We start from the raw sequence: 24,569 nt of genomic DNA, 5'->3' as shown, positions 1-24,569 counted from the left end.
GCGGGATTACTGTCGCTACGGATTTGTAACGATAAAAGTGTAAGACGCGTCGGAATTAGCCTCCTAAACCGTACCGTACAATGCAATACAGCGCCCGGAAGCCGTCTTTCCAGTTGATTTTCTTACCTTCATCATACGTGCGGCCATAATAGGAAACGCCGACTTCGTAAATCCGGATTTTGGGTACTTTGGAAATTTTGGCCGTTACCTCAGGCTCGAAGCCGAAGCGCTTCTCAACCAGTTTGAGGTTTTTGAGAATATCGGCGCGGAAGAGCTTGTAGCATGTTTCCATGTCCGTCAGGTTGAGGTTGGTAAACATGTTGCTCAGGAATGTCAGGAACTTGTTCCCGATCGTATGCCAGAAAAACAGGATGCGGTGTGGTCTTCCGCCCATGAAGCGGGAGCCATACACCACATCCGCATATCCTTCGATAACCGGTTTTAGCAATATATTGAATTCCTGGGGATCGTATTCGAGGTCGGCGTCCTGCACGATGATATAGTCACCCGTTGCGCGGCGTATGCCGGTGTGCAATGCTGCTCCTTTCCCCTGGTTGTATTCATGCCGGAAATAGGCTACTTCCAGCCCTGGATTCTCTTCTATAAATCTTTTAGCAACGGCCTCCGTGTTGTCGGCGGAACAGTCGTTCACAATTACGATCTCCTTCTGAAAATTGCCTATCAGTTCAACGGATTTGAGTTTATCCAGCACGTTTCGGATTGTCTTTTCTTCGTTGTAAGCGGGAACGATAACCGATAATTTCATCAGGGGAAAAATAAATGTACGACTGTTTAAGAGTGAATCTTTATTGTATCGGGGTTATTCGTTATTCAAAACAAAGCGAAGCCGCTCCGAGCAATCCGGCGTCGTTGGCGAGCGTGGCGCGTTTGATGTTGATGGTTTTCAGGTAGTAGGGCGTGAGCCAATATTTGAAACGATCATTGATCGCCGGCAAAATAAACTCAAATGAAGCAGAAATACCACCACCGATCAAAATTGTTGTAATGTCGAGGATGCGTACCATCGATACCAGCCCTTCACCGAGAAGGTAACCCATTTCGTGGAAAACGGCTTTCGCCAGCTCATCGCCTGCCGATGCCGCGGCTACGAGCCCTGTGGTGGAAATGGTGCCGTCGGCCGGCAATTGCGTAGTGCCGGTATAGGCGGCGCGCATCGCATTGGCCATATCCAGCAATTCCTTTTTTCCGATATTGCGTTCAAGGACTTTTCCGTTTTTGGAAGGAACGTGGCCAGGCTCCATCGCATTACCGCCGCCACCTTTGAATACTTTCTTATCGATAATAGCGGCGCCGCCGATGCCGGTACCGAGGGTTACGAAAATATAGTCTTCCGGAAGTTTGTCTTCTCCAAAATAGTATTCGCCCAGTGCCGCCGCGTTCGCGTCGTTTTCGAGGTAAAAATCGTGCTGGGGGAAACGTGCTTTCAGATCCGGAACAATGGTGATCCCGTCGATTTCGGGAATTGCTGTGATTTCGATCAGCGTGGTCCTGTCGCGGGAAATAAGCCCCGGAACACCGATCCCTACTTTTTTGACTTCGGGATATTCAACCAGCTGCAGTGCGATGGCATCCCCTAATCTGTCTATAAAATGCCCGGAGCTGCGCCAGCTGGCGGTATCGTGACTGTAAAAATTCGAGATTCTTCCATCCGTAGCGTCAACGATCCCCATCTTTACGTTTGTACCGCCCACGTCTATACCGAGGTATTGTTCCATGAAATGAAAATATGGGTTTAATAAATAATTTTAAAAATGCGGCAATTTAGTAAAATTGCTTTACTGTTCACTCATTAATCCAAATCTCCCAGTTGGGGGCGGATCAAAATTTCCTCTACCACTGCCCTGGAAGACAAGGTATAGGCGGCCCAGATCGATTCGGCGACATCGGCGGAATCCATGAAGCGGTCCTCGGGCAGGTCGGTGCCTTTCCAGCTGTCGGTGTACGTCGCGCCCGGAAGGATAGCCGTCACACGTATATCGTGCGGCTTCATTTCTTCGCGCAGCACCCTGGTCATTCCGTACAATGCGAATTTGGAAATGCAGTACGACCCGCCGTTCGGGTATGCGATAATGCTCGCCGTGGAACAGATTGTAAAGATGTGCCCCTTTTTGCGCTCCATCATGCCCGGCAATAGCCCGCGGGTGAGGTGGTAAGCACTGTAAAGATTGGTCTCGATCGTCTTTTCCAGCGTACCTTCCGTTTCGTTGTGGACCTGCCCGGGAATAAATACGCCGGTATTGTTGATAAGTACCTCCACAGGTGCCGGATGTTTGTGGATAAATGCGGTGAAAGCATCCACATCGGTCCGTACTGAAAGGTCGGCCGTTAAATAAGTCAGTTTGGATTGGGGGGAAATTCTGACTGAATGTTTGTTGCAGTGCGAGCAGGTCGCTCTCGTTTCTTGCGCAGGTGATTACGTCGAAGCCTTGTGCTAAAAATTTTTCTATCGCTGCCCTTCCGATCCCTTTTGTTCCACCGGTTACAACCGCTAATGGATTCATTTTTCTGATTACTTCTTTTTTTACCTAATTTTCCCGAAAATATTGAATACAATTAAGATATCATGTCTGTAATCGGTAAATACTTCATTTTTTTAGGGACACTGTTCGGGAAGGGCGAGAAATTATCGGTTTACTGGCGGAGATTGATGGAGGAATGCGTAGGCATCGGCGTGAGTTCGATATTCATCGTGGCGATCGTTTCTACGTTTATCGGGGCGGTTTCTTGTATTCAGACGGCCTACAACCTCGTCAGCCCCATTATCCCGATCTCAACGGTGGCGCTCATCGTTCGCGATATGGAGATCCTCGAACTTGCACCGACCATTACCTGTATCGTCCTGGCCGGTAAAGTCGGGTCCAATATTGCGAGCGAGCTGGGCACGATGCGCATTACCGAACAGATCGACGCGCTGGAAGTAATGGGGATCAATTCATCCTCCTACCTGGTGCTGCCGAAAGTGGTGGCCGCTATGATTACATTTCCGATGCTCGTTATTTTTTCTGCATTTCTCGGTATTCTGGGCGGTTATCTGGCGGGGACATTGACGGGCGTCATCACGGAGCGCGATTACCTTTACGGAATCCGCGACTCTTTCGTGCCTTACAACATATTTTTTATGTGTGTAAAACCATTCGTCTTCGGCTTCCTGATCGCCTCGATTTCTTCTTTCAAGGGATTTTTTACGTCGGGCGGTGCGTTGGAGGTGGGTAAGGCAAGCACACAAGCGGTGACCAACAGTTGTATTTCCATTCTTATCGCCGATTACCTGCTCGCACAGCTGCTTTTGTAAGCGCTTTCAACCGGACCACAAAATGATCGAAATCAACAATATTTATAAGGCATTCAACGGAAAAGAAGTTTTAAAGGGCATTTCGGCGCAGTTCAGGAAAGGCGAGACGAACCTGATCATCGGCGGCAGCGGCACCGGCAAGAGCGTGTTGCTGAAATGCATGATCGGTCTGGTGAAACCCGATCAGGGGAATGTGCTCTACAACGGACGTGATTTTTACCATTGCGACAAGGATACCCAGCAGTCGATCCGCCGCGAAATGGGCGTCCTGTTCCAGGGCGGAGCATTGTTTGACTCCAAAACGGTGGAAGAAAATGTGCGTTTCCCCTTAGATATGCTAACGACCCAAACGCCGGAAGAAAAACGGGAGCGGGTTGCATTCTGCCTGCAAAGGGTAGGGCTGGAAGCGGCGGCGAAGCGTATGCCGTCGGAGATCAGCGGCGGGATGAAAAAGCGTGTGGGGATTGCACGGGCCATTGTAATGAACCCCGCTTACCTTTTTTGTGACGAACCCAACTCCGGGCTCGATCCGCTGACTTCGGTGAAAATCGACGAACTGATCAAGGAGATTACCGAGGAATACAAGATTACGACCATCATCATTACCCACGATATGAACTCGGTGATGGAGATCGGCGAGAATATTATGTTCCTTTATCAGGGAAATAAGCTTTGGGAAGGGGTGAACACCGACATTACCAAAACGAATGTCCCTGAGCTCAAAGAATTTCTGTTTTCGAATAAATTACTCCGCGAAATGCAGGAATGACCCCTTAGCGTCTCCGCAGCGCAGGGATATTCTTCCGTTCGAGTACGAATACCACGGCTACCGCCAGCGCGAATATGGCCATATGTACCGGCACCGAAATCCACAGGTCCGGGATTTTGACCAGCGAGGAAGCGTAAATCAGCAGCGCACCCCCGCCGATATAGCCCAGTGCGGAGGGGATATCATATGGCACCGGATAATATTTTTGCCCGAAATAATAACAGAGCGCAAGCATTATAAAGCCCGACAATGCAAATGCAATGGCGAAACCGTGATAGCCGATCTGAGGCACGAGCACGAAGCTGGTCACGATGGTAATGCCAGCGCCGGTAAGTGTGAGCCATGTGCCATATTCGGTCTTGTCGGTCAGTTTGAACCACGTTGCGAGGTTGTAATAAACACCCAGGAACAGGTAACCTGCCAGCAGCCACGGCACTACGCCCAGGCCTTCGTGATAAATCTTCTTTTTAAGGAACAACTCGGCAAACAAGTCGAGGTTCAGGCATATGCCTACCCACATGAGCACGCACACGATGATGAAATATTTGGTAACCTTCGCGAATACCGGAGGGGCATTTTTGTCTTCGCCTTTGGAAAAGAAGAAGGGTTCAGCCGCGTACTTGAATGCTTGTATCGCCAGGTTCATGAAGATCGACAGCTTGTAGCATTGCACGTAAATACCTATCGCGGTTTCGTTGCTGCGGCCGGGATAGAAGCCCTCGGGAAGCAGGAATTGTATAAACGCACGGTCGAAAAGCATATTCAACACGCCGCCGACGTTCATCACCATCACGGGAAATGCGTAAACCCACACCGGCCTGAACAAATTGCTGTTGAATACGAACCGGAAATCGGCGAATTCCTTCCGAAGCATCCAGAAGAATGCCAGGTTGGCGATAAGATTGGCCAGTACGATGTAATCCGGCGCATGCAGCGGGTTATAAAAGAGGTCGACGGCCGGTTGCAGGAATCCGAGATATTTTCCTGCGTGGATATCGCGACAAACGAGCAGGAAAAACAGGTTCAGGAAAATGTTGATGAGGATATTGGTAACCCGGATAACCACAAACTTTTTGCCCCGGCCTTCCAGTCTCAGTCGGGCGAAGGGAATGGATACGATGCCGTCGGTAGCCATAATAATCGCGAACATCCTCACGATCGCCGCGGATTCAGGGTATCTGATCAGTTCGGCGATCGGTTGCGCAAATACAAACATGAGCGTAGAGCATACAAGGCTCACCACGATCACGGCACTCAATATGAGGTCGTAATATTGTTTCCGGTCCTTTTCTTCACGTGCAAACCGGAAAAAGGCGGTTTCCATACCGAATGTGTAGAGCACGAGGGCCAGTCCGGCATAAGCAAAGAGTTGCCCCTGGGCGGCGATTTGCTGAGGTTCGAAGAGCTTAGTATGCAGTGCCACCAGCAGGTAATTCAAAAAGCGGCCCAGCATGGTGCTGATGCCGTAAGTGGCGGTTTCACTGGCCAGTTTTTTCAGTACGCTCATTCAATGCGGGATTTTCCACCGCAAATATAGGATAGTAACTGCCAATAAAAGGAAAGACCCTCCCCGTTTAGCGGGAAGGGCCGGTAGTTTTATCGTCAACCTCGGACGTCCGAGATAATACTGTCGACTACGCGCTCGATACGCTTCCATCCTTCGTCGGTTTGAAGGTCCACGTCAAGCATTTTTTCACGATAATCAGAGGAGATGGTCAAAAAATAAATACCTGCTGAAATGAATGCGATCAGTGCGCTGGTGTCATTATAATAGGGCAGGTCGCCTATTTTGTTCAGGATTCGCGTCGCAATCTGGTTGCGGGCGTCGGAAAGCATCGACTTTCCGGTTCCGATCTCCCAGCGGAGCAGGTCGCGCGTGGCTTTGCGCTGGCGCAGATCGTTCGTGAAGGTGTGCATGAGGGACGTGAGAGCCTTGCTTCGTTCGTCGGGTGTCAGCTCGGGGATGTTGTCGATGTAATCGGTGCTGAGGGTTGATGTGTACTCTCCTGACCTGACGTATTGTTCCATCAGGCCGTCCACGCTTTCAAAGTATCTGTAAATCAGAACTTTGTTGACTCCGGCGGTACGAGCAATCAGGTTTACCCCGACTTTTTCCGTACCATATTGTTCAATTACTTCGCCTACCGCCTTGAGTATTTTACTCTTCGTGCGTTCGCGATCACGTTTTTTAACTTTCTCTACTATTTTCATATGGGTGCTGTTTAGGTTAAAACATAGTAAATGTAACATTTCATATCCAAATTTTATAGCAGAAAAGTTACATTAAGTAACCAAATTTTTAAAAAGGTTTCCTTAATGTCACCTTACGGTCGCAAATGGACCGAAATGCTATCGGACCGATACCCGAACCGGGAAATTTGGATTTATTCTAAGGACGGGGCAGGAAGGGGTGAAAATAAAAAGAGCCCATTGAAAAATGAGCTCTTCGATTACTGTTGGCCGACAAGGACTCGAACCCTGAATAAGACAACCAAAATGTCCTGTGTTACCATTACACCATCGGCCAAGACCGTAAACAGTGGTGCAAAAGTAATGGGAGTCCTGTATTGTGTCAAGTGTTTTGAGAAAAAAATTAAATACTTTTTACCTCTACAGTGCTAGCGATCTTTTTCACAAGGCCTTGCAGAACTTTGCCTGGTCCCGATTCAACGAAAACTTCCGCACCGTCGGCCACCATTTGTTCTACCGACTGCGTCCATCTTACGGGAGCCGTCAATTGAGAGATCAGGTTCTCTTTGATAACGGTCACTTCGGTAGCCGGTTTGGCATTCACATTCTGGTAAACGGGGCAGATGGGCGGCTCGAACTGGGCTGCATTGATGGCCGCCGCCAGCTCTTCGCGTGCCGGTTCCATCAGCGGCGAATGGAATGCCCCGCCTACAGGTAGTACCAATGCACGCTTCGCGCCGGCCGCTTTCAGCAATTCATTCGCGCGCTCGACGCCTTCGATGGTGCCGGAAATGACGACTTGCCCCGGACAATTGTAGTTGGCAGGCACGACGATCTCGTCCGTTATACTTGCGCAGATTTCTTCGATCACATGATCCGCCAGACCCAGGATCGCGGCCATCGTGGACGGCCGGATTTCGCAGGCTTTCTGCATGGCCGCGGCACGTTTAGCCACGAGCGAAAGGCCGTCTTCGAAGGAAAGTGCTCCTGCGGCTACCAATGCGGAGAACTCGCCCAGCGAGTGGCCTGCCACCATATTAGGCGAAAAGTCGGGGTTGATTTTCGCAAGGATTACCGAATGGATGAATATCGCGGGCTGGGTCACATTGGTCTGTTTTAGCTCCTCTTCAGTGCCTTCGAACATGATTTTTGTGATCTCGAAGCCAAGGATTTCATTGGCTTTTTCAAACAGCGCCTTGGCGGAATCGGAGCTCTGGTAAAGGTCCAGACCCATTCCTTTGAACTGCGAGCCCTGACCAGGGAAAACATATGCCGTTTTCATATGGATGATTTAAGGTTGTTCATGGTGAAACAAAAAGCCCGGTACAAAAACCGGGCTACAAAGGAAATACTTCGATGTGAAAGAAAAAAGGGCAATTTGTGTTGCCCTTTCTGCCTATGATTGGTTTCTATCGCAGCAGCTGCACCCATCCTTTCATGGTGACCGGCGTGCTTTGCCTTTGTGAAGACTCGAAATAGATGGTCACTTCATAATAATATTGCCCCGCTGCGAGCTCTTTTCCGCCATTGGTTTTACCATCCCAGTTGATGTTGACGTCTTTGGTGGAGAACACCTGGACACCCCATCGGTTGAAAGCCTTGAATTCCAGCGATTGCACGAATGCGGGGCATTCATAAGGCTGGAATATATCGTTTTTATTGTCGCCGTTTGGTGTAAAAACGTTGGGCAGCACGTACATCGGACAATTGTCGCGGCATACGGTGTTGCTGGGCGCACTCTCGCTGCCGAACCGGTTCACGGCCGTTACATAATAGCAACCTGCAAAGGAGGTGAGCCCTTCATGATCGTAGGAAGTTTGCAGTGGCGATGGAGGGGTAGTTACAGTAGCAACCAGTGTGGGTGCGTCGCCTTGATATCTTGCATAATATACCCTGTAAGCGGTCACCAATGGGTCACAATCGCGGCCGCCTGCCTGGGTGGGATATTCCCAGGTAAGGTGGTTGGTAAAACCCGTGGTTGTACAGAAAGCCTCGGGATGTGCCCTGAGCGAGTCGCAATTGAGCGGGTCGAGGGTCAATATCGGCGGGCAGGGCTTTGTAGTATCGGACGAGGAAACGCAAAGTATCTGCGAGAAATTATAAAGTACCGAAGGCCTGATCTGGCTGTTGTTATAGGAGCCTACGGTTTCCACTTTGTAACAATAAGTGGAATCCCTGGCGATGGTGACATTGACCGTTCCGTCGGCGGCATATTTATCGGTCCCGTCGTCGACATAGTTAAATGACTGCGGCCCGCTTACCGACACTTCCGCAATGCGGTTGAAGGTACCCGGCCGGGTTTTGTCCTCACGGTAGACCCTGTGCACGCGGTTGTTGTTGCTCCACGGCACGAGCGCGCTCCATTTCAAACCGATCTGATTGGGCTGCGCCGCATCCTGTTCGAGCCTTACCGAGCTTGCCGTTTCGGTCTCGTCGAATTTGGTAAGCTGCCCGTTCACGGTTGTGTAGTATTCGAGCTTGTAGTTGTATGCGTTTGCTTCGGTATTCAGGTTTCTGTCCACGAAGATCGTGTCCCGGGAACCTGGGGCGAGGTTGGTGTTAATAGCGGCGATCTGGGAGAATGCAGAGCCGTTCTGGCCGGTTGCGCGGAAGAGCCGGTACTGTGCAGGCATTCCGGTGGCTACGGCCGGTTTGGTCCATTTGATGGTAATGACGCCTTTGGTGGTGCTGGTCGAATCGACGGTCACATTGGTGATTACCGGCATTGCCATCGGCAGGTTGAGGCAGTATTCTGCCGACGCGAGGCTTTCACCTCCACCGATCAGATATCCCGGATCGCCGGGGTTTGCTCCCGGCCTTGGGAACATGGCCACGATGCGGTAGGAATAGGAAACGCCCGGACGAAGTCCTTCGCCCGCATTGTTGTCCAGGAAAGTGGTCTGGTTCACATCCACCCTTCCGATTTCCTGATAGCCCGAACCGGCGGGAATGCCTGGGCTGCACACGTCTTCGGGGAGATCGGTACACCTTTCCGCTCTGTAAATGGCGATCTTGGCTCCCGCAACCTGACATTTGTAGGCATCCCAGGTGAGCCGGTAGGCCGTGCCCGTGGGATCCGTCACGGCCGTTCCCCTCAAACCGGTGGGTTTAGGTCCGTAAACCCGGATATTCACCGTGGTCATATCTACCAGCTTCCTGAACAGCGAAGGATTGGGCACCGCCGGGCCAGGGGCATCTTCCACTTTAAAGAGTACGTCGTAAGGTTCGAGCCGGATGTGTCCGCAGGAAGTTTGCCAGGTAAACAAACCGGTAACGGTGCTTTGCGCTCCTTGCTGGGCAACGGTGAACTTCGCCACAGCAGGCGGAATCAGCGAAGCCTCATAGACCCCGCCGGACGACGTTAATGTAAGCTTATCGCCGTTTTTGTCGGTTGCCGTGACCGGCTGGTTGATCAGCGTCCCGGCTTCCACGCAAATATCCGGTATGGGCTGCATCCGCGGCCTGTCATTCCGCGCGTCCTCGACGATGATCTGCATATCGCGGACGATCTGCCCGATCAGCGCACCGTCCCGCCATTCTTCCACGACGAACGCCACGTTATAATAGCCTTTCGTAACCGGCGCGTCCCAGATCAGGTCCCCAGTAATTTTATTCATGCTGAAGGTGGCCGGTGAAGCGCCAGCCTCGGTCGTGCCGGGAGGCGTTACCATGTTGGGGTCTTTGTATTGCAAGTTAATTCCCGAACCATTTACACCGCTTCGCTGCGGTACGAACAGGCGATAGGCAAGACTGTCGCCATCGGCATCGAATGCACCGGGGTTATGAATGTAACGCTGGCCTACCGCGGCCACGTCGATAGGGGCATTGAGGAGCACGGGCGTCTGGTTCTGTCCGAAGTTGGAATTGATTTCCAGGATCGTGCTGACATAGAAGTTGAGGTTCTGCGTCGGCGGGGGGGCCGATGTTCAGTACGTTGTTGTTCCGGTTGTCTTCTTCAAAGGAAATGCGGTACTGACCAGCGCTGGGAAATGTGTAATTGATAATGTACGTGTTCTGTGTTGTGTTGTTGCCAATGTTGGGAATCGGCTGAATGCGTGGTGCTTCTCTAACGTCGATAATAGAATTTTGACCGGGTCTGACGGGGCCAATAGTAAAGAATACACTATTCTGCGCATTAGCCGCCCCCTCTCCATTCTGCATATCGAAATAGGCAGTGAGCTTTATCTCATAAGTATGATTTGCAGAATTTGCCGGACTCAGCCTCCGGGCCGTGATCTCGCCCGCGCGTATGTGCGTGGCCATGGCCTGATAACCATTGCAAAGCAGAGTCAGAAAAAGGAAGTATAAGGTAATTCGTAAAACAGAGCGCATAAAAATCCGTATCAGGCTTATATGATAGGGAGGTTATGGCAGGGGCCATATCTCCTGTCAGGTACGTTAAATCAACGAAAATTCAAGTAAAAATGTGTGCTTCGGGAATGAATATAATATGTCGGTTTGTAAACTTACAAAACAACTTTATAAATCATGTATGAATTACCACAAACTCCCGAGGCACGCTCGCATGTGATTTGCGTTGCTATCTCAGCAACTGTACCCAACCTTTCATGGTAGTCTCGGCACCTTGCCTTTGTGAAGATTCGAAATAGATGGTCAGTTCATAATAATATTGCCCCGCTGCGAGCTCTTTTCCGCCATTGGTTTTACCATCCCAGTTGATGTTGACGTCTTTGGTGGAGAACACCTGGGCACCCCATCGGTTGAAAGCCTTGAATTCCAGCGATTGCACGAATGCGGGGCATTCATAAGGCTGGAATATATCGTTTTTATTGTCGCCGTTTGGTGTAAAAACGTTGGGCAGCACGTACATCGGACAATTGTCGCGGCATACGGTGTTGCTGGGCGCACTCTCGCTGCCGAACCGGTTCACGGCCGTTACATAATAGCAACCTGCAAAGGAGGTGAGCCCTTCATGATCGTAGGAAGTTTGCAGTGGCGATGGGGGGGTAGTTACAGTAGCAACCAGTGTGGGTGCGTCGCCTTGATATCTTGCATAATATACCCTGTAAGCGGTCACCAATGGGTCACAATCGCGGCCGCCTGCCTGGGTGGGATATTCCCAGGTAAGGTGGTTGGTAAAACCCGTGGTTGTACAGAAAGCCTCGGGATGTGCCCTGAGCGAGTCGCAATTGAGCGGGTCGAGGGTCAATATCGGCGGGCAGGGCTTTGTAGTATCGGACGAGGAAACGCAAAGTATCTGCGAGAAATTATAAAGTACCGAAGGCCTGATCTGGCTGTTGTTATAGGAGCCTACGGTTTCCACTTTGTAACAATAAGTGGAATCCCTGGCGATGGTGACATTGACTGTTCCGTCGGCGGCATATTTATCGGTCCCGTCGTCGACATAGTTAAATGACTGCGGCCCGCTTACCGGCACTTCCGCAATGCGGTTGAAGGTGCCCGGCCGGGTTTTGTCCTCACGGTAGACCCTGTGCACGCGGTTGTTGTTGCTCCACGGCACGAGCGCGCTCCATTTCAAACCGATCTGATTGGGCTGCGCCGCATCCTGTTCGAGCCTTACCGAGCTTGCCGTTTCGGTCTCGTCGAATTTGGTAAGCTGCCCGTTCACGGTTGTGTAGTATTCGAGCTTGTAGTTGTATGCGTTTGCTTCGGTATTCAGGTTTCTGTCCACGAAGATCGTGTCCCGGGAACCTGGGGCGAGGTTGGTGTTAATAGCGGCGATCTGGGAGAATGCAGAGCCGTTCTGGCCGGTTGCGCGGAAGAGCCGGTACTGTGCAGGCATTCCGGTGGCTACGGCCGGTTTGGTCCATTTGATGGTAATGACGCCTTTGGTGGTGCTGGTCGAATCGACGGTCACATTGGTGATTACCGGCATTGCCATCGGCAGGTTGAGGCAGTATTCTGCCGACGCGAGGCTTTCACCTCCACCGATCAGATATCCCGGATCGCCGGGGTTTGCTCCCGGCCTTGGGAACATGGCCACGATGCGGTAGGAATAGGAAACGCCCGGACGAAGTCCTTCGCCCGCATTGTTGTCCAGGAAAGTGGTCTGGTTCACATCCACCCTTCCGATTTCCTGATAGCCCGAACCGGCGGGAATGCCTGGGCTGCACACGTCTTCGGGGAGATCGGTACACCTTTCCGCTCTGTAAATGGCGATCTTGGCTCCCGCAACCTGACATTTGTAGGTATCCCAGGTGAGCCGGTAGGCCGTGCCCGTGGGATCCGTCACGGCAACGCCTTTCAGGCCTGTCGGTTTAGGACCATATATCCTGATATTCCAGATCGTCATATCCACCAGTTTCCTGAACAGCGGCGGATTGGGATAGCCTGGCGGCGCGGCATCTTCCACTTTGAAAAGTATATTATAAGGCTCAACGCGGACGTGATCGCAGGATGTCTGCCAGGTGAATGTTCCGGTAACCGAGCTTTGCGCGCCCTGGTTGGCGACATTGAAACCGGCTACGGGCGGTTTGATCAGCGTGGGATCATATACGCCGCTCGCAGACGTCATCATTAACCTATCCCCGTTTTTGTCCGTCGCCGTTACCTTCTGGTTAATCAAGGTGCCGGCCTCGACACAAATATCCCGCAAGGGCGGCACTACCGGGCGGTCGTTGCGGGCGTCCTCGACGATGATCTGCATATCGCGGACGATCTGCCCGATCAGCGCACCGTCCCGCCATTCTTCCACGACGAACGCCACGTTATAATAGCCTTTCGTAACCGGCGCATCCCAAATTAAGTCGCCGGTAACGCGGTTAATGCTGAATGTCGCCGGTGAAGCGCCTGTTTCGGTCCGGCCCGGCGGGGTTGTCAGGTTTGGGTCTTCGTATTCCAGGTTCATGCCCGTGCCGTTCGGTCCTGCTTTTTGAGGGGTGAACATGCGGTAGGCAATGCTGTCGCCGTCGGCATCGAAGGCGGCGGGATTATGAATGTAGCGCTGGCCCACGGCCGCGAGGTCGATAGGGGCATTGCGGAGAATCGGCGTACGGTTTAATCCGAATGCCGCATTGATTTCAAGAATGGTGCTTACGTAAAAGTTTAGTTGATTAGTTGGCTTGGGGCCGATATTGAGGACTTTATCGTTGCGGGCGTCGACCTCGATGGATATCCGGTAAGCACCCACCGACCGAAATGTGTAAGTCGCTATATACACGTTCTGGGTGGTACTGTTGCCTATATCGACAATGGGCTGGATTCTTGGTGCTTCAACGAAGTCGGGTGTCCCTGTGCCCGACGCATTGTTGATTGTGAACCATACGGATGTCTGCCGGTCGGCCGCGTCCTTTCCACCGGTCATATCAAAATATCCGGTCAGTTTAATCTGATAGGTATGCGTGGTTAGCGACAGCCTCGTCGCGGTGATCTCACCGGCCCTGAAATGTGTCGCAAATGTATCGCTGAACGGCAATGCCAATATCATAATGGCAATCAGGATCCGGGTAGATAGAGGTCTGTCCATGGGTAGGTTCGTTGGTCATCCGGTTATGTAAATGCTCAACGAAATGCCTGTTTAAAAATGTGTGCTATCTGGTTACAAAATAACTTCGGGAACCGTGCTGAACCGTTCGGCCTGAGCGGATTGCTTTTGTAAAGCCTAATCAGTCTAAATAATTCTTAATAATGATTATAAATAAACGGGACGGCCGGCAAAAATGAAACCGATTTTTTGTCTCGCATAGGTTTGTGATATACCTTTGAAAGGTTCTAAATATACCTCAATTTTTTGCACTAAAACCATTCGTTTTTGTTATGTCGTGGTTTTCACAAACGTTAACGAGCTCTATCGGTAAAAAACTTCTGATGGCTCTTACCGGACTTTTTTTGATTAGCTTTCTGGTTATTCATGCCACTATCAATGCCATGATTTTTTATAATGATGGCGGTGAGACTTTTTCCCACTGGGGGGCACTTCATGGGTACCAACCCGATTATACGTACGCTTGAAATCGGCCTCATCGCGGGCTTCATCATCCATATCGCCGACGGTTTGATCCTTTGGAAAAACAACCGCGAGGCCCGTCCCGTTAAATATGCCGTAAACAATGCGTCCGCAAACAGCACCTGGTACTCGCGCAGCATGGGCTTGCTGGGTACTTTGCTTTTGATCTTCCTCGTGATCCACACTTCGCACTTCTGGATCCCTAACCGTTCCAACCAGTTTGCGACGGGCGAAGAGCTGAACCTGTACCAAATGATGCTCGAAACGTTCCAGAACCCCATTGTGGTGCTCATTTACGTGCTCGGCTGCTTTTCGCTCTTCTGGCATTTGCTCCACGGTTTCAAAAGCGCATTCCAGTCGCTGGGATTGAACCACGTGAAATACAACGGCGTGATTTCGTTTGTGGGAACCGCATTTTCCATTATAGTGCCGATCCTCTTCGCGCTGATGCCGATCTCGATTTATCTGGGCTGGGTGAAATAATCCGGCAAAGTTTCATTCTCAATTTTCTGATTAAATACTATTGATATATGGCAACGTCATCTCGTCTGGATGCCAAAATACCACAAGGTCCGCTTGAAAGTAAATGGAGCAAATACCGCTCTTCCGTACCGCTCGTAAACCCTGCCAACAAACGTAACCTGGAAATCATCGTAGTTGGGACGGGCCTGGCGGGCGCTTCGGCCGCCGCAACGCTGGCCGAGCTTGGTTACAAAGTGAAAGCGTTCTGTTTCCAGGATTCTCCACGCCGTGCGCACTCCATCGCTGCACAAGGCGGGATCAATGCAGCAAAGAACTATCAGAATGACGGTGACTCGGTTTACCGTCTTTTTTTATGATACCATTAAAGGGGGCGACTACCGCGCGCGCGAAGCGAACGTGCACCGCCTTGCCGAAGTTTCGGGTAACATTATCGATCAATGCGTGGCGGCGGGAGTTCCTTTCGCGCGTGAGTACGGCGGCTTGCTTTCCAACCGCTCGTTCGGCGGCACGCAGGTGCAGCGTACATTCTACGCGGCGGGCCAGACGGGCCAGCAGCTATTGCTCGGGGCGTATTCGGGCTTGCAGCGCCAGGTGGGGATGGGTACAGTTAAAATGTACAACCGCCACGAGATGCTGGATGTCGTGAATATCGACGGCAAATGCCGGGGTATCATCGCCCGCAACCTTATCACAGGCGAGATCGAAAGACATGCGGGCCACGCGGTGCTGCTTTGTACAGGCGGTTACGGAAACGTTTTCTACCTCTCCACCAATGCCATGGGTAGCAATGTTACCGCGGCATGGAAAGCCCACAAACGCGGCGCATTCTTTGGTAACCCTTGCTTTACCCAAATCCACCCGACCTGTATCCCGGTTTCCGGCGAGCACCAGTCGAAGCTGACACTGATGTCGGAGTCGCTTCGTAACGACGGCCGGATCTGGGTTCCCAAGAAAAAAGACGACAACCGTCCCGGCAATGAAATCCCGGAAGACGAGCGCGATTATTACCTCGAACGCCGCTATCCTGCATTCGGTAACCTCGTACCACGCGACATCGCGTCGCGGGCTGCAAAGGAGCGTTGCGATGCCGGTTACGGCGTGGGTGCTTCCAAGCTGGCTGTTTACCTCGATTTCGCTGCTGCCGTAGAGCGTTACGGACGTGCGGAAGCCAATAAGAACAACATTCATAACGCCTCCGATGCCGACATTACCACGTGGGGTAAGGCGGTTGTGAAAGAAAAATATGGTAACCTTTTCGATATGTATAAGCAAATCACCGGCGAAGACCCGTATGAAGTGCCTATGCGTATCTATCCTGCGGTACACTACACCATGGGCGGCCTTTGGGTTGATTATAACCTGATGACCACTGTACCTGGCTTGTACGCATTGGGGGAGGCCAATTTCTCCGACCATGGTGCTAACCGCCTCGGTGCATCTGCATTGATGCAGGGACTGGCCGACGGTTATTTCGTGATCCCGTATACCATTGGTGCCTACCTGGCAAACGAAATCCGCACCGGAAAGATCTCTACCGACCACGAAGCGTTCGTACAGGCGGAAGCAGAAGTAAAAGAGCGTATTCAGAAACTGCTGAGCATTCAGGGAAAAACCTCGCCGGAGCTTTTCCACCGCCGTTTGGGTAAGATCATGTGGGATAAATGCGGTATGGCGCGCAATGCGGAAGGACTGAAAGAGGCGATCGAGGAGATCCGTCAGTTAAGGAAAGACTTCTGGTCGGATGTGAAGGTAATGGGTACCGCCAATTACTTTAACCCCGAACTCGACAAGGCGAACCGCGTTGCGGACTTTATCGAACTCGGCGAGCTGATGTGCATCGACGCGCTTGACCGTAACGAATCATGCGGCGGGCACTTCCGGGAAGAGTACCAGACCGAGGAAGGGGAAGCGTTACGCGACGACGAAAATTATATGTACGTATCGGCCTGGGAACATAAGGGAACCGAGGGATGGGAGCTCCATAAAGAAGAGCTCGTATACGAAAACATCAAGATCGCTCAACGTAGCTACAAATAACAAACCTCCGGTGGCACGGATTTATGCCACGCTAAAAAGTTGTATCAGAAATAAAGAATATAGGTATGGAAGGAAATATGAGGTTGTCTTTGAAAGTATGGAGACAAAGCAATAAAGACGCAGCAGGAGGTTTTGAAGACTACAAGCTGGACAACGTTTCCCCTGATATGTCATTTCTTGAAATGTTCGATGTACTCAATGAGCAGCTCATCGAAGAAGGAAAAGAACCGGTTGCATTCGATCACGATTGCCGCGAAGGTATTTGCGGGATGTGTTCGATGTATATCAACGGCCGTCCGCACGGGCCATTGCGCGGGGTAACAACCTGCCAGCTGCACATGCGTTCGTTCAATGATGGCGATACCATCGTGGTAGAACCGTGGAGAGCCGCGGCGTTCCCGGTGATCAAAGACCTCGTCGTGGACCGTGACGCATTCGACCGCGTAATCGCTGCCGGCGGCTTTATATCCGTGAATACAGGTAACGCACAGGACGCAAACGCATTGCCTGTTCCGAAAGAGGCGGCCGACGACGCATTTGCAGCAGCGGCGTGTATCGGTTGCGGTGCGTGCGTGGCAGCTTGTAAAAATGCTTCGGCAATGCTTTTCGTTTCCGCCAAAATCTCCCAGCTGGCATTGTTGCCGCAGGGCCAGGCAGAACGCAGTATCCGTGCCGAGAAAATGGTCGCCCAGATGGATGCGGAAGGTTTTGGAGCTTGTACCAACACCGGTGCCTGCTCGGCGGAATGCCCGAAAGAAATCAGCCTGGAAAACATCGCCCGTTTGAACCGCGAGTACATCGGAGCGAAGTTCACCTCTTCGGCGGTTTAAAATATATTAAATGCAAATGCAGGGCAGTCGGGCAACCGGCTGTCCTGTTTTTGTTCGGGGATACCTTAAATCTGTTAGTGCTTGAAAATGTTTATATTGCATTAGGTAAGGAAACAACGACATGGATACGATAGAATTGGGATACAAACCCCTGCGTCTTGATGACGATGAATTCTATGAATTTTGCAGGGAGAATGATCAACTCAAAATATTGCGGGATAGAAACGATCTATATTATGTCTAATACTGGCGGAACCAAAGGGATGTTGAATTCTATCATTAACTACTGGTTGATGCATTGGCAACTCGCCACGAACTTAGGGTTCGTGTTCGATTCTTCTACCGCCTTTCGGCTTCCCAATACTTCCGTCAGGCCCCGGACGCTGCTTGGGTTTCAGCAGAAAGGTGGGCGCGTTTGACGAAGGAGGAAAAAGTAAAATTCCCACCGGTATGTCCTGATTTCGTAATAGAACTGTTCTCGACGAATGATGATTTGAAAGTCATTCAGAAGAAAATGCAAACCGAATGGATTGGAAATGGTTGCAAGTTAGCGTGGCTCATTGATCCGTTTGAGAAAACGGTATTTATTTATCGGGCTAATGCGGATGTTGAAATTCTAAATGATTTTAACCAGCAATTATCAGGAGACAATGTGCTGCCAGGATTTCAGTTCGATTTGAGCAAATTGAAAATTTCGTATTGATCTACATTAAAAAAAAATGAAGCAGACGATCACCCGACCGCCTGCTTCACCTTTATTGAAATTCAGGAAATACTACTTCTTCTTGGTAGTATCAGCCGCCGCAGCGGCTTTGCCCGAGTTTTTATATTCTTTATTCAAACCATCGATGATCTTCTGTGTCACGTCCAGTGACGGGTTCGCGAAGAGAATACCTCCCCCGAGCGAGTAGCCCAGTACGTACTCGTATTTGTTCTCTTTGTTGTATTTCTCGATGTAGGAACGGATGTTTTTGTAAAGCTCTTCGTTCTTTTTCGCTTCTTCCTGACCCAGCGCCTGTGCCGACTGATCGCGGTAAGCCATCAGATCCTGCTGTTTTTTCATAAGCTGTGCCTCGGTTGAGCGGGCTTGCTCGGGCGTCATGGTTGCGGCTCTCTGTTGAAAGAATGCTACTTCATTTTGCAAAGAGCGTCCTTTGGTTGTCAGCTCGTTTTCGAGTTGGAAATTCTTGTTTTCGAGCTCTTTTCTGGTATCCTTGAAGAAATCGTAATTTTTCAGAAGCGAATCAACCTGCACGTAAACTGTGCGGCGACCTTCCACTACCGCGCCATCCGGGGCTGCACTCGAGTCCGACGATTTGCTTGAAAAATGCAGGAAGAATAACACCGCCACCGCAAGCGAAAGGACGATGTTCCAGATCAATGAAGTATTGTTGTTCACGTTTTTAAGGTTTATTGTTTTTGAACGAGCCGCAAAGATAATGATTTGTGTTTAAGTACAATGAATATGCGGCTCTCCCAACCGCCCTGCGCCCTTTCACGATGCAGGCCGGGATATCGGCACCGGATGCCTGCGAAAGACCTGCCGCACCCAATACCCCGATAACGCCGAAAAGCCGCCCACAAGCCCGCCTGCAAGTGCTGTCACAAGTAAAAGCGACAGGCCATTGGGCAGCATGAAAATCTTTGCGACGCGATCGGACATTGCTCCGTCGGAAATGAAATGCTGATAATACCCGTAAAGCAGCCAGGGCACGGCAATGCCGCCAAGGCCCGCCCAGAACGCGCCGGGGGAATGGACTGGCCGCCAGAAAAGGACTGCGAAAGGAATGATGGCGATCACCCACCACGGAGCGAATATTTGTAAAAGCGCCGACAAGACTGCTATGATCAGAAAATTCATAAGACTCCGGTTAACGTTTCTGTAATACGAGACTCGATGCCAGGTGTGGCGTCTTCTGATCCGGCGAAGTCAGGAAGAGCAACTCATTAAGTTCGCCTTTCTCCCATTTAGGCAGCAGGTTCAGGTAATACGGACTACCCGGGTTCCCCGACTGCCCGCCGGGGTAAATGCCATAGGCGCGGGGCGTGGGGCCAAGTTCCACTACCATCCTCCACGACGGCCCCTTCCGCTTGGTCATCGCATTCACAATGCTGCTGCCGCCACCGGTCACCAGCGGCGGTGCATTGAAAGCCTTGATACTCCGGCTCAAATGTCTTATTTCGGCGGCTTTCACATTAGACCATTGCCATTTGGGACTCATAGGGCCGTTGTGTGCCGTAAGAGTATCCAGTGTCGCATCGAAGGTCTGGTATACCAGGTCGGGTAATGTCTCCTTTTCCGGCGTATCGACGTTGTCGAACCATTTTTCGTTCGGTTGTTTCAATATCAGATACAACGTCCGGTCCCGCGAGGGATACTCCATCGGAGCTTCGGGCGAGGCGAAATCGTCTTTCCAAATGGCCTGGCCCAGCAACGGGAACCATGTTTCGAAAATCGAAGCCGCCACGGATTCCGGTGAGTTTTGATAATTCCAGTTGGAAAGCAGTATGCGTGCCGCTTTTTGCTTGGGGGTTAATGGCAGAGTTTCGAGAATGCTCAGCAATCGGGGAAGCAACGTTCTTGCCAACACGCTGAAATTGTCGTTTTGCAGCATGCGCAGGCTGTCGGCATTCGCATTGCTCATCGCTTGCAGCCGCTCGTTGATACGGATGCCCCTCTCCGAAGGAGCGAAATTCCAGTTGATATAATAAGGATAGGTAGTGTCCGCCGACGACTGGTTTGCACTGCTCACGAAGCCTCTCGGCGGGTTTTTGACGAACGGGTTCTGCTCTGCGGGAATCCAGCCGTTCCAGTCGTCGGCGGGCGAGGTGCCGTCGAGAACAAATTTGCCCTGGTCCTTATATTTCAGAGGTAATTTGCCATTGACCGTAATGGCGATGTTTTTTTCGTTATCCGCGAAAACGAAATTTTGCGCCGGCCCTACGTAGTGCGTCAGCGCCTTGCGGTAGTCGTCGTAGGTTTTCGCCTTGTTGAGCTCGTAGAAAGTGATAAAACTGTTTCCCGGTTCATGCCCGATCCACTTGATCGCCAGGTCAGGCAGGTCGCCCGACGATCCGTCCGAATCGGTGACAGGCCCGTGATGCGTGTAGATAATCTGCTCCCGGTAGGGTTTCAACCGGCCTTTGACGTGGATAATTTCTTCGCGTTTATGCGTGGGTTTCCATTGGTTATCGTGCCAGTAAAAGTTCCGGTATTCATTTTTGAATTTGATTTTATATAAATCGAAAACATCCGCGTCGACATTCGTAACTCCCCACGCCACATGCTGGTTGAAACCAATGATCACGCTTGGGACGCCCGGCAGCGTTACGCCGTATACATTCATGTCCGGCGAATGCAGCTGCACCTGATACCATATCGATGGCAGCGATAGTTCGAGGTGCGGGTCGTTAGCGAGAATCGGGTAGCCGGTAATGGATTTCCCTGCGCTGATAGCCCAGTTGTTGCTACCGATCCCTTCCTCCTTGGGCGTGCGCGGCGGGAGGGCTGCCGACGGCCTGCCTGATATTGCATTGCTGTCGCCTGGTATCAATGGCAAACCTGCCTTTGGAACCGGAAGCCTGGGAAAATCCCACGGCGTACCCGACGGAATGATGGGACTCTCCTGCAACATAGGGTAATCCGGGAAAAGCTGCGCAATGGTTTCCCGGCCATATTTTTTCAACGCATTGGTCATTGCCAGATCATTGGAGCGCCCGGCAAGCGTGAGCGTCATCTGTTCGAGCATATACATCGTGTTGATCGGCTTCCAGGGCTCCGGTTTGTAGCCCAGAAGTTTGAATTCGATGGGGTAATCCTTTGGCGCCAGGTGCCGGATGTAGGCATTCACGCCCGCGGTATAACCCAGGAGTGCCTCACGGGAGCGCTCGTCGGTCATGGCTACTTTCAGGTTGGCTTCTGCACCATAGCCCATTCCGAGCCGGCGGCTCTGCTGGTCCATAGCCAGCGTGGCCGGACCGAGTATTTCGGAAAGCCTTCCAGCTGCTGCGCGGGTTTGAAGATCCATTTGCCACAGGCGGTCTTTGGCCGTGACATACCCTTGCGCGTAAAAAAGGTCGAAGTCGTTTTTAGCAAAAATATGGGGCACACCATAATCGTCGAAGCGGATCGTTACCTCGTCGCGGAGGCCGTCTACCGGCAATACAACCCGGGTTTTGGGGTCGATGGCTTTTTCACTGTTTTGCCATAATCCGCAAAACGGGCTCAGGAACGTTCCCATCGCCGGAGCAGGGCCCCAGGGCCTGTCGAGTACATACACAAGCCCGGCGGTTATCGCGATGAACAGTATTGCCTTTAAAAACTTCATAGAGAGGATGTGATGCGTGCTTTATTAAAAGGCATACCCGGCAACTGCCTGGACCATCGCTTCGACCAGTTCCAGATCGGCATACATCACCGACTTTTCGTCGGGAATTTCTCCTGCCATGGAAATGCCGTCCGGAAAAAATTTCTGCCGCGCGGGCCGAAACCGCTTGGCTGTCAAATGCAGGGCATGCACACCTGTGGCTTTGAGCTCGGCTGCATTCTGATGGTTGACGCCGCCACCCGCCATAATTTCGATTTTACCGTCGGCTTCTGCGGCGAGCCGGGCGAGCAGCTCCGTCGCCTGAATGGCCGAAGGTTTCTGACCGGATGTGAGAATACGCTCAGCTCCGGTGGCAATCACATCTTTGAGCGCTTTCATTGGATCGGGCGTAAGGTCGAACGCGCGGTGGAAAGTGACTTTCAACGGGGCGGCATAATCGACCAATGCTTTGGTACGGGCTACATCTACGTTCCCGTCAGGCATAAGAATGCCCAGAACGACCCCGTTTGCCCCAGATTTTCTGGCCAGATCGATGTCTTTCCGCATGATTTCCTCTTCGAAAAAATCATACACAAAATCACCACCACGCGGCCTGATCATGACGTAAATGGGTATATCGACGTGTTTTCTAACAATCTCGATCAACCCGGCGCTGGGCGTGGTACCACCTTCCCCGAGTCCGCCGCATAGTTCAATCCTGCCCGCCCCGCCGGCCTGCGCATTGATACAGGATTCCAGCGAATAGGCGCAAATTTCAATGGTCATAATTAGGTTTTTGTAATGAAGAGGGAAATTAAGGGTTTTTCGGGGAGAGGGGAAATGTAGGGGTTACAAACTTCGGAAATCACTGGAAAATTACCAGTCTTGTATATTATTTACCAGTATGGGAATTACTTTTATTGTATGAGGATATTGCCCGTGGAACCCTTCGCGACTTTTGGGAGAAATATCCCGACGCAGAGCGGAGCTTAAATATTATGTCGCAAGTGCTCAATAGAAAACGCCCGCTCACCATCGAAATGATTCGCAAAATCCACAGGGGATTGGGGATTTCCGTGGAAACTTTGTTAGTAGTGCAAGATTTAAGTTATTGAATATCAGTATATTGAATGTTTTGGGAAAATATATTTTTCAACCCGACAATTATTTTTCTTTTTTTTCGCTTTAAGCTTTTAAAAGATAGCAAATTTTTTACTTTTGCAGAAAAGTAAAGTAACCATTAATAGGCGAAAATATTATGTACTGGACTCTCGAACTCGCATCGTACCTTGAAGATGCTCCCTGGCCAGCTACCAAAGACGAGCTAATTGACTTTGCAATCAGAACAGGCGCTCCGTTAGAAGTAGTTGAAAACCTTCAGGAGCTTGAAGATGATGGTCAGCCTTATGAAAGCATTGAGGAGATTTGGCCCGACTATCCCACGAAAGACGATTTCTTTTTCAACGAAGATGAATATTAAATGAAAACGGCACTCTATCGGTGCCGTTTTTTTGTGATAAATGGTCCGCTTTTTTCACGTAACTCGCTTCCCATTATTTTTTAAATCTGACAAAAGGAATGTAAATTGTTAGCGTTAACAAATGAGAAGGACGAGGTAAGTTACCGAAAGTGATTTGGTCATAACTCATATTTTATCCATTCCAACCCGATGGAGCTTCGATTGTTGAAAGAGCTGGTTAAGAAAGGTGAAGGGGAGCATCTGGAGTTCAAACTGAAATCCAACCATCCCGAGAAGATTGTCCGCGAAGTAGTCGCTTTCGCAAACTCGGGCGGCGGAAAGCTGCTCGTCGGAGTGGGTGACGACAAGACCATCAAGGGCCTCAAAGATGCCGATGAAGATGAGTTTACCCTCACACGCGCCATCGACAAATACATTTATCCCAAAATCAGTTTCAAAAAAGAACGCGTGGCCATCACGCCCGACCGCGACGTGCTCGTGCTGACGATCCCGAGGAGCGTCGACAAGCCGCATTACGTGGTGGACGATACCGGTGCCCGCCAGGCGTACATCCGTGTGGAGGACAAGTCGATCCAGGCCAGCCGCGAAATGAAGGAAATCATGCGCCGCGGCCGGGGCGAGCGCGACATCAGTTTTCAGTATGGCGATAAGGAAAAGAAACTGATGAAGCTGCTCGACGAAAAGGAATCGGTGACGGTCGATTTGTTCGCGGCTTTTGCCGGTATTCCCCGCAAAATCGCCTCCAATACGTTGGTGGTGATGGTACTGGCACGGATACTGGAAGTGCATCCACATGAGATGATCGACAGGTTTACGATGTCGATGGCCTACCAGTCGAATTAGCCGCAGTTATACCGCCAGAAAGATTTTTCCCAGCCACATTCCCAACAGCGTGGCTGCAAGGCATGTTACTATGCTGATTATAATGTTGAGAGAGGCCTCGATCCAGCGATCGTTGAGGAAAAGCTGAATGGTTTCGTTGCTAAAACTGGAAAAAGTGCTGAAACCACCGCAGAAACCAACCACGACGAAAAGCCTGGATGCTGCTACCAGGTCGGTGGATTTGAATGTGGCCCATCCCGAGAAAATCCCGAGAGTGAAGCAGGCTAAAATATTGGCCGTCAATGTCCCGAACGGGAAGACTGACGGCCATTGAGCGAATATCCTTCCGATTCCGTACCGCGCCAGGCTGCCAAATCCTCCTCCTACAAAAACGATGATCAGGTTATTCAT

General features: G+C 51.0%; 19 protein-coding genes, 1 tRNA gene and 2 pseudogenes. 8 read left to right on the top strand and 14 right to left on the bottom strand.

Going from position 1 to position 24,569, the window contains the following annotated elements:
* Positions 1–55: 55 nt before the first annotated feature.
* The 3 genes and pseudogenes from ABV298_RS13125 to ABV298_RS13115 form a co-directional block, all read right to left on the bottom strand.
* Complete coding sequence (locus tag ABV298_RS13125; protein WP_353722539.1) at positions 56–766, bottom strand: glycosyltransferase family 2 protein; 711 nt, start codon at positions 764–766, stop codon at positions 56–58.
* Between the two features lie 61 nt (positions 767–827).
* A complete protein-coding gene (locus ABV298_RS13120; RefSeq protein WP_353722538.1) occupies positions 828–1,736 on the bottom strand; it encodes an ROK family protein in 909 nt (302 codons plus the stop codon).
* 74 nt (positions 1,737–1,810) lie between these two features.
* Positions 1,811–2,522 (bottom strand): annotated as a pseudogene (locus tag ABV298_RS13115) (SDR family oxidoreductase).
* 62 nt (positions 2,523–2,584) lie between these two features.
* Between ABV298_RS13115 and ABV298_RS13110 the strand changes: the two are divergent.
* Entirely contained in the window at positions 2,585–3,313 is a 729-nt protein-coding gene (locus ABV298_RS13110; protein ID WP_353722537.1) for an ABC transporter permease, read from the top strand.
* Between the two features lie 22 nt (positions 3,314–3,335).
* Positions 3,336–4,082, top strand: coding sequence for an ATP-binding cassette domain-containing protein (locus tag ABV298_RS13105; RefSeq protein ID WP_353722536.1), 747 nt, complete (start codon positions 3,336–3,338; stop codon positions 4,080–4,082).
* A gap of 4 nt (positions 4,083–4,086) precedes the next feature.
* Here the strand turns inward: ABV298_RS13105 and ABV298_RS13100 are convergent, their stop codons facing one another.
* The 6 genes from ABV298_RS13100 to ABV298_RS13075 all read right to left on the bottom strand — a co-directional run bounded on the left by ABV298_RS13100 (position 4,087) and on the right by ABV298_RS13075 (position 13,719).
* The gene (locus ABV298_RS13100; protein ID WP_353722535.1) at positions 4,087–5,589 is read right to left on the bottom strand and encodes an oligosaccharide flippase family protein; all 1,503 of its coding nucleotides are present in this window, start codon (positions 5,587–5,589) and stop codon (positions 4,087–4,089) included.
* A gap of 95 nt (positions 5,590–5,684) precedes the next feature.
* Positions 5,685–6,293 (bottom strand): TetR/AcrR family transcriptional regulator, encoded by a 609-nt coding sequence (locus tag ABV298_RS13095; RefSeq protein WP_353722534.1) that lies wholly within the window; start codon positions 6,291–6,293, stop codon positions 5,685–5,687.
* A gap of 245 nt (positions 6,294–6,538) precedes the next feature.
* Positions 6,539–6,609: transfer RNA gene (locus ABV298_RS13090), tRNA-Gln, on the bottom strand.
* Between the two features lie 66 nt (positions 6,610–6,675).
* Entirely contained in the window at positions 6,676–7,554 is an 879-nt protein-coding gene (gene fabD / locus ABV298_RS13085; protein WP_353722533.1) for an ACP S-malonyltransferase, read from the bottom strand.
* Positions 7,555–7,681: 127 nt separating this feature from the next.
* Complete coding sequence (locus ABV298_RS13080) at positions 7,682–10,108, bottom strand: gliding motility-associated C-terminal domain-containing protein (RefSeq protein ID WP_353722532.1); 2,427 nt, start codon at positions 10,106–10,108, stop codon at positions 7,682–7,684.
* A 704-nt stretch (positions 10,109–10,812) separates the two neighbouring features.
* Complete coding sequence (locus ABV298_RS13075) at positions 10,813–13,719, bottom strand: gliding motility-associated C-terminal domain-containing protein (RefSeq protein ID WP_353722531.1); 2,907 nt, start codon at positions 13,717–13,719, stop codon at positions 10,813–10,815.
* 414 nt (positions 13,720–14,133) lie between these two features.
* Here ABV298_RS13075 and ABV298_RS13070 point away from each other — a divergent pair, with 414 nt between their 5' ends.
* The 4 genes and pseudogenes from ABV298_RS13070 to ABV298_RS13055 all read left to right on the top strand — a co-directional run bounded on the left by ABV298_RS13070 (position 14,134) and on the right by ABV298_RS13055 (position 18,252).
* Positions 14,134–14,682, top strand: coding sequence for a succinate dehydrogenase cytochrome b subunit (locus tag ABV298_RS13070; protein WP_353722530.1), 549 nt, complete (start codon positions 14,134–14,136; stop codon positions 14,680–14,682).
* Positions 14,683–14,729: 47 nt separating this feature from the next.
* Positions 14,730–16,719, top strand: a pseudogene (locus ABV298_RS13065) (fumarate reductase/succinate dehydrogenase flavoprotein subunit).
* A 77-nt stretch (positions 16,720–16,796) separates the two neighbouring features.
* On the top strand, positions 16,797–17,549 hold the full coding sequence (locus ABV298_RS13060) for a succinate dehydrogenase/fumarate reductase iron-sulfur subunit (protein ID WP_353723181.1): 753 nt from the start codon (positions 16,797–16,799) through the stop codon (positions 17,547–17,549).
* A gap of 298 nt (positions 17,550–17,847) precedes the next feature.
* Positions 17,848–18,252, top strand: a complete 405-nt coding sequence (locus ABV298_RS13055; protein WP_353722529.1) for a Uma2 family endonuclease — start codon at positions 17,848–17,850, stop codon at positions 18,250–18,252.
* Between the two features lie 72 nt (positions 18,253–18,324).
* Here ABV298_RS13055 and ABV298_RS13050 read toward each other — a convergent pair whose 3' ends face one another.
* The 4 genes from ABV298_RS13050 to ABV298_RS13035 all read right to left on the bottom strand — a co-directional run bounded on the left by ABV298_RS13050 (position 18,325) and on the right by ABV298_RS13035 (position 22,642).
* Complete coding sequence (locus tag ABV298_RS13050) at positions 18,325–18,948, bottom strand: OmpH family outer membrane protein (RefSeq protein ID WP_353722528.1); 624 nt, start codon at positions 18,946–18,948, stop codon at positions 18,325–18,327.
* Positions 18,949–19,044: 96 nt separating this feature from the next.
* Positions 19,045–19,410, bottom strand: a complete 366-nt coding sequence (locus tag ABV298_RS13045; protein WP_353722527.1) for a hypothetical protein — start codon at positions 19,408–19,410, stop codon at positions 19,045–19,047.
* Between the two features lie 10 nt (positions 19,411–19,420).
* Positions 19,421–21,877, bottom strand: coding sequence for a penicillin acylase family protein (locus tag ABV298_RS13040; RefSeq protein ID WP_353722526.1), 2,457 nt, complete (start codon positions 21,875–21,877; stop codon positions 19,421–19,423).
* Between the two features lie 24 nt (positions 21,878–21,901).
* Complete coding sequence (locus ABV298_RS13035) at positions 21,902–22,642, bottom strand: copper homeostasis protein CutC (RefSeq protein ID WP_353722525.1); 741 nt, start codon at positions 22,640–22,642, stop codon at positions 21,902–21,904.
* A gap of 472 nt (positions 22,643–23,114) precedes the next feature.
* Between ABV298_RS13035 and ABV298_RS13030 the strand changes: the two genes are divergently transcribed.
* Both ABV298_RS13030 and ABV298_RS13025 read left to right on the top strand, forming a co-directional pair.
* Positions 23,115–23,336 carry a DUF2795 domain-containing protein gene (locus ABV298_RS13030; RefSeq protein ID WP_013927448.1) on the top strand — a complete coding sequence of 74 codons (222 nt, stop codon included), beginning with the start codon at positions 23,115–23,117 and terminating at the stop codon, positions 23,334–23,336.
* Between the two features lie 189 nt (positions 23,337–23,525).
* Complete coding sequence (locus ABV298_RS13025; RefSeq protein ID WP_353722524.1) at positions 23,526–24,179, top strand: ATP-binding protein; 654 nt, start codon at positions 23,526–23,528, stop codon at positions 24,177–24,179.
* A gap of 6 nt (positions 24,180–24,185) precedes the next feature.
* Here ABV298_RS13025 and crcB read toward each other — a convergent pair whose 3' ends face one another.
* On the bottom strand, positions 24,186–24,569 hold the full coding sequence (gene crcB / locus ABV298_RS13020) for a fluoride efflux transporter CrcB (RefSeq protein ID WP_353722523.1): 384 nt from the start codon (positions 24,567–24,569) through the stop codon (positions 24,186–24,188).

Origin of the sequence: Dyadobacter sp. 676 (assembly GCF_040448675.1) — a bacterium.
GTDB lineage: Bacteria > Bacteroidota > Bacteroidia > Cytophagales > Spirosomataceae > Dyadobacter.
Note: the sequence above shows the minus strand (reverse complement) of the source record. Positions and strands in the feature narration are given on the sequence as shown.